The organism is Aeromonas finlandensis (assembly GCF_000764645.1).
GTDB lineage: Bacteria > Pseudomonadota > Gammaproteobacteria > Enterobacterales > Aeromonadaceae > Aeromonas > Aeromonas finlandensis.
Map to the genome: position 1 here is coordinate 25036 of NZ_JRGK01000029.1, position 6000 is coordinate 31035.

Consider the following 6000-nt stretch of genomic DNA (forward strand, 5'->3'; position numbering starts at 1 on the left):
TGCGCCATCCCAGAGCCCGCCTGCCCGCCAGCAATATTTGATCGACTTATTAAAAGGGGATTTTGAACACTATTTTTTATTGTCACCGCCCGCGGTAAGTGTGTACACTCCGCGCCGATCCAAGGGCAACCCTGAAGCAGGCTGAGCCGCCAGAAACCCGACCGATCATACGCCTATAGGGCGAGGCACGCAGAAACGACAGACACTGCTGGGGAATGGTTTCTTTAATACCGGTTAGGCTCCGGTATCAGGGAGAACAACAGACTCTCATCCTTCATTTGACCGAGTGGGCCAGCGGCTCATCATCTTCCCTTGTCATGGGCGGTCACTGACGGTGAGGTGGGCTGTGGTTGTTGTCGTCTATCAACACGCATGCGTGCTGGCGCCTTCGCTTCTCTTCCTTGGAACCCTCTCCTTCTGTCGGGATCGCTGCCGAATGATGAACTGACGGCGTGGCTGATGTCGTCTGTCATCAAAGTACCGCGGCGCCCCGTTTAAGGTGGCACCGCATACCGTTGAGCTTGATGTAAAGCCACCAGCCCCACATCAAGACTCGTTACTTCCCCAAGATCCACCAGGCAGCCTCTGGCTTGCCGCGATGTGCAACGCGTTGGTTTGGGTGGCTGCGTCTCGTGATGGCAGCGCCCGCCGCACTTTGCACTAGATGGTCTGGATGTGATTGAGGGTAACGAAGGCGACTTTGGGTCGCTCATTTGCGAGGCATAGCCCATGACTAACTGGTCCAGCAAGGACTCCTTGAAGGTCTACAACGTTCCCTACTGGGGTGCGGGTTTTTTCAATATCAATGACGCCGGTCATGTGACCGTCGCCCCCGACAAATCACGCCCTGACGCGCATATCGTCATCTCTGATGCCATCGAACAGCTGCGTCAGTCCGGGCTGACCACCCCCGTGTTGCTGCGCTTCCCCGACATCCTCAAGAGTCGGGTCGATGCGCTGTTCAACGCCTTTGGTCAGGCCATCGAGAAGTCAGGCTATGAAGGGGACTACCTCTGCGTTTACCCGATCAAGGTAAACCAGCAGCGTCGTGTCATCGAGACCATCAGCCAGTCCTACAGCGACAAGCCCCGGCTTGGCCTGGAAGCTGGTTCCAAACCGGAACTGCTGGCCGTGCTGTCCCATCACCATGAGCAAGGCTCGGTGATCGTCTGCAACGGTTACAAAGACCGCGAATATATCCGCCACGCCCTCTTGGGCAACCTGATGGGCCACAAGGTCTACATCGTGGTGGAGAAGCCCTCCGAGCTGGAAATGGTGCTGGACGAGTCAGCTCGTCTCAACATCAAGCCCAACATCGGGGTGCGTGCCAAGCTCGCTTCCACCGGCTCCGGCATGTGGGAATCGAGCGGCGGCTCCATGTCCAAATTTGGTCTCTCTGCCTCCCAGATCCTGGCGCTGATCGAGCGTCTGCGCGGGCTGGGCAAGCTGGATTGCCTGCAACTGCTGCACTTCCATCTGGGCTCCCAGATCGCCAACATCCGCGACATCCAGGGCGGCATCCGCGAGTGCGGCCGTTTCTACGCCGAACTGCGTCGCCTCGGTGCCAACATCGAGGTAGTGGACGTCGGTGGTGGCCTGGGTGTGGACTACGAGGGAACCCGTTCCCAGAGCCACTGCTCCGCCAACTACAGCCTCTCCGAGTACGCCAACAACGTGGTGTGGGGCATCGGCGATGTCTGCCGCGAGTTCGATCTGCCGCACCCGACCATCATCAGCGAGTCTGGCCGTGCCCTGACAGCTCACCACGCCGTGCTGGTCACCAATATCATTGGTGCCGAAGGGGTGGAGATGAACGACATCAGCGCGCCGGATGAAGATGCACCGACCATTCTGCAGAACATGTGGCAAGGCTGGCTGGATCTGCGCAGCGAAGATCCCTCCCTGCTGGAGATCTTCCACGACTCGGTGGCAGACCTCGGTGACGTGAATACCCAGTACACCATGGGCCTGCTCAACCTTGAACAGCGTGCCTGGGCCGAGATGCTGCACCAGAACACCTGTCTGGCGCTGAAAGAGCTGCTCAACCCGGTCAACCGGAACCACCGTGCGCTGGCTGACGAACTGAGTGAAAAGCTGGCGGACAAGTGCTTTGCCAACTTCTCCCTGTTCCAGTCCCTGCCAGATGCCTGGGGTATCGGTCAGGTGTTCCCGGTGATGCCGCTGGCCGGTCTCGATCGTCCGCTCAGCCGCCGCGGTATCCTGATGGATATCACCTGTGACTCCGACGGTCAGGTCGAGCACTACGTCGACGGTCTGGGTGTCGAGAGCACCCTGCCGATGCCGGTCTACGGCGAAAACGAAGAGTGCCACGTCGGCTTCTTCCTGGTCGGTGCCTATCAGGAGATCCTGGGGGATCTGCACAACCTGTTCGGTGACACCCACTGCGCGGAAGTGTGGCTGGACGAAGAGGGCAAGATGGACATTCGCAACGTGGTGCGCGGCGACACCGTCGACCAGCTGCTGCGTTACGTCAACATCGACCCGTCCGTGATCCGCGAGAACTACCAGCGGATCGCCTCCCACCCGGCGTTGGACGATGCCACTCGCAAAGCCCTGCTCGACGAGCTGGAGCTGGGCCTGCAAGGCTACGCCTACTTGGAAGACGAATAATCACGACTCTGAGTTGCGCCGTGATGGCTTGAAATAAAAGGGAGGCAAATGCCTCCCTTTGTTCTATCTGTTCCTCCTGTGGCGGTCAGGTCTGCGAGCTCAGCGCCTTGTGCAGATCCCGCTGCAACAGCTGGTTGTCGTCTCTTTGCAGCTCCACAACACCCAATTGCAGTCCCTGCTCGATGGTGAGCGACCCATTCAACATGGCGTTGATGGCGGCTTCACTCAGCAGCATCACCCGGTCTTTGGGGTTTGGGCCGCTGGTGTGCAACTGGAGCAGTAGAGACTCCTTGCCTCGTACTCTGGACCAGAGTCCTGAGTCGATCAGCAGGATGGAGATCCCGCCGCCTACCCCTGCCTGCTGGAGTCGACCTTTGAGGGTTTGGAGCCATGCCTGGCTACGGGAGAAGCCGGCTTCGCCTGTCAGGGCTGCCAAGGGGGGCAACTGCTCACGGCTCACCGCAGTCGCCGTCGCCATGGCAATATTGACCGTGCCAGGCCAGCTCTGTTCGAACGGATTGGGATAAAGGGCATCATAACCACAGCTCTGCCCCATCCCGGGGATGAGGCAGAGCAGGACCATGCATGCGCGCAAGGAGCGTTGCATCATGGCGTCACTATGTTGAACCAGAAGTTGAACTTGTCGAGCAGGCTGATGAAGTCGCTGAACTTCTGCTGATCACCCTTGATTTTGATCTCGCCGCTGGCGATCTTCTGCTCCATGGTGCCCTGACCGAGCTGAATGTCATCCAGCGTCTTCTTGCTCAGGGTAATGGTGACATCAGGCTTGTCGGCATAGCGGGTAGTGTGGTTTAGCACCGAGTTTTCCAGGCTCAGGGTATGTTTCTCCCCGATATCGGTGAACTCCATGTTGATGACCATCTTCTTGCCCGCCGCCTTTTCCGGATTGATGCGTACCGACAGATAGTCAAACAGCATGCTGGGTGTCATGGCCCGGATGGTATCCGGCGATGCCGTGACGGTGCCACCACCAGTGGGCACGCCATTGCGCAGCTCATAAGCCCCTTGCAGATAGACAGAGCGCCACGGGCCTGATTCAGCCTGATAGCCCAGTTGTTCCAGTGTATCCGCCAGCAGCAGCTTGCCCTCTTTGTTGTTCGGGTTGGCAAATACAAGGTGTTTGAGCACTTCCGCGACCCAGCGATACTCGCCTTTGTCGAACGAGGCCTTGGCCTTCTTCAGCAATGCCTCTTCGCCACCCATGAACTCGACATATTTGGGGCCGACCATTTCCGGTGGCAGGTTATCGAGATCGGAGGGGTTGCCGGAGTACCAGCCCATGTAGCGCTGATAGACGGCGCGGCTGTTATGGCGCAGGGTGCCGTAATAACCGCGGTTCGGCCAGAAGTCGTTGAGCTCGGGGGGGAGGGTGATCTGCTCGGAGATCTCCTCGCCGGTGTAGCCCATGTTCATCAGGCGCACCGACTGGTCATGGATGTATTTGTAGAGATCCCGCTGCTTCTTGAAGTAGTCGACGATGTTGGCATTGCCCCAGCGTGGCCAGTGGTGGCTCTGGAATTTGACCTCGGCCTGATCACCCCAGGTTTCAATGGTCTCGTTGAGAAAGCTGGCCCACTTCAGCGCATCGCGCACCTGGGCGCCGCGCAGGGTGAGGATGTTGTGCATGGTGTTGGTGGTGTTTTCGGCCATCCACAATGCTTTGCTGTCCGGGAACCAGGTGTTCATCTCGGCCGGGGCTTCGGTGCCCGGGGTCATCTGGAAGACCATCTTGACGCCATCGACCGTCAGCGTCTCACCGGTTTTGGTGATAAAGCGGGTCGGCAGCAGCAGTGAGGGCACGCCGGTGGAGGTGGTTTGCCCCAGACCGCCGTTGACGCCCCCCTGCGGGTTGCGCGGCAGCAGGGCGCCGTACATGTAGACGGCGCGGCGGGCCATGGCGTTGCCGGCGATGACATTCTCCGACACCGCGTGTTCGGTAAATCCTTCAGGGGCGATGATCTCGACGCCGTTCTTTTTCACCTCGTCCAGCGAGTTGAACAGACCGGCGGCACCGCCGTAGTGATCCACGTGGGAGTGGCTGTAGACCACCGCGGTGACCGGTCGCTCCCCTTGGGTCTTGTTGATGAAGGCCAGCGCCGCCTTGGCGGTTTGCGGGGAGATCAGCGGATCGAACACCACCCATCCCTTGCTGCCTTCGATAAAGGTGATGTTGGAGAGATCAAAGCCGCGAATTTGGTAAATCTTGTCGGTGACCTTGAACAAGCCGTATTGCATGTTGAGCTGTGCATTGCGCCACAGGCTGGGGTTGACGGTGTCCGGCGCGGCTTTGTCGAGGCCGATGTAGGTCTTGTACTGCTCCAGATCCCACACCACGTTGCCCTTGTCATCCTTGATGGTCAGGGTCTCCGGTTTGACAATGAAACCGCGCTTGGCATCTTCGAAGTCCTGCTTGTCATTGAATGGCAGGGTGGTGAGCACCTGCTGGTTTGCCTTGATGGTAAATTCGCTCGCGGGCTTGGGGTCGATGGCGGCCTTGGCCGACTGCACAAGAGCAGGCTGCACAAGCAGTGTGCCACAGAGCAAGAGCGAGAAAATCGTGGGGGTGGAAAGCCTCGGTTTCATCGGTATGACTCCAGATGGTGGTGTGGGTCGACAGGGCTAAGTGTAGTCAGGCTCAAGTCAGAGAAGAGAAGGGCGATAAGGGAGAGAAGAGGGGGATGCTTGCGGTGTAAAACGCCATCGGGGAGGGAAACAGCGGGAATTGCGCCTGCAGGAGCACAGCCGTTGCACACCTTGATCTGTATCAAGATAGGTCGCAGTGGGTTGTTTTACGGTTAGGAGTGATGTTGATGGGATGTAACAAAAGGATGTGATTATGGAACTGGAAAGGGACCCAAGATGCTATACCGACGTCTGCATCAATGGTAAGTGGTATCACTACGACCACTGCAGCACCAATGTCTACATGCTGATGGGGGGCGCCGCCCCGACGCTGCAACTTGCCTATGAGCCGAGCAGCGAAGAGGAGCTGATCGAGATGCTCCGCCAGCTGGCCGGCTGCTGAACAGTGTGACCAACGCCTCTCTCGATGGCCATCGGGCGCGTTGCCACGATGGCCACATCTCCTCACAGCTGCGCGCAATCTCAGCGCGTTTTATTGCCAAATAGCCCCTTGCCTAGCTCCAGCATGGCGACGGCCGCGGCGTAGCTGCTATCGGACTTGCCAATCTCGTCCGCCACATAGAGAAAATTGGATTGGTACTTCTCGACAGCCTCCCGTGGGCTGGTTGCGTCAATAAAGTCCTCCTCCACCTCGAACCCCTGCGCCAGCAGCGCCGCCTTTTCATGTAGAAACGTCGGAGATGCCATGTCGATAAAGGTGTATTG

The 6000-nt window shown here is 58.6% G+C and carries 5 protein-coding genes; 2 read left to right on the plus strand and 3 right to left on the minus strand.

All coding sequences use genetic code 11. From position 1 onward, the window contains the following. Positions 1 to 729 precede the first annotated feature (729 nt). Entirely contained in the window at positions 730 to 2631 is a 1902-nt protein-coding gene (gene speA / locus LD28_RS0103490; protein ID WP_033135634.1) for a biosynthetic arginine decarboxylase, read from the plus strand. An 85-nt stretch (positions 2632 to 2716) separates the two neighbouring features. On the opposite strand, the gene LD28_RS0103495 is transcribed toward speA, so the two are convergent. Beyond that, positions 2717 to 3241: a hypothetical protein gene (locus LD28_RS0103495; protein WP_033135635.1), complete on the minus strand. Its 525-nt coding sequence runs from the start codon at positions 3239 to 3241 to the stop codon at positions 2717 to 2719. Further along, positions 3238 to 5235, minus strand: a complete 1998-nt coding sequence (locus LD28_RS0103500) for an alkyl/aryl-sulfatase (protein ID WP_033135636.1) — start codon at positions 5233 to 5235, stop codon at positions 3238 to 3240. The genes LD28_RS0103495 and LD28_RS0103500 overlap by 4 nt, the downstream gene beginning before the upstream one ends. Positions 5236 to 5488: 253 nt before the next feature. On the opposite strand from LD28_RS0103500, the gene LD28_RS0103505 reads away from it, so the two are divergent. Next, on the plus strand, positions 5489 to 5677 hold the full coding sequence (locus tag LD28_RS0103505; protein ID WP_033135637.1) for a hypothetical protein: 189 nt from the start codon (positions 5489 to 5491) through the stop codon (positions 5675 to 5677). An 80-nt stretch (positions 5678 to 5757) separates the two neighbouring features. On the opposite strand, the gene LD28_RS0103510 is transcribed toward LD28_RS0103505, so the two are convergent. Further along, positions 5758 to 6000 (minus strand): hypothetical protein (locus LD28_RS0103510; RefSeq protein WP_033135638.1); only part of this gene is annotated, 243 nt, incomplete at its 5' end.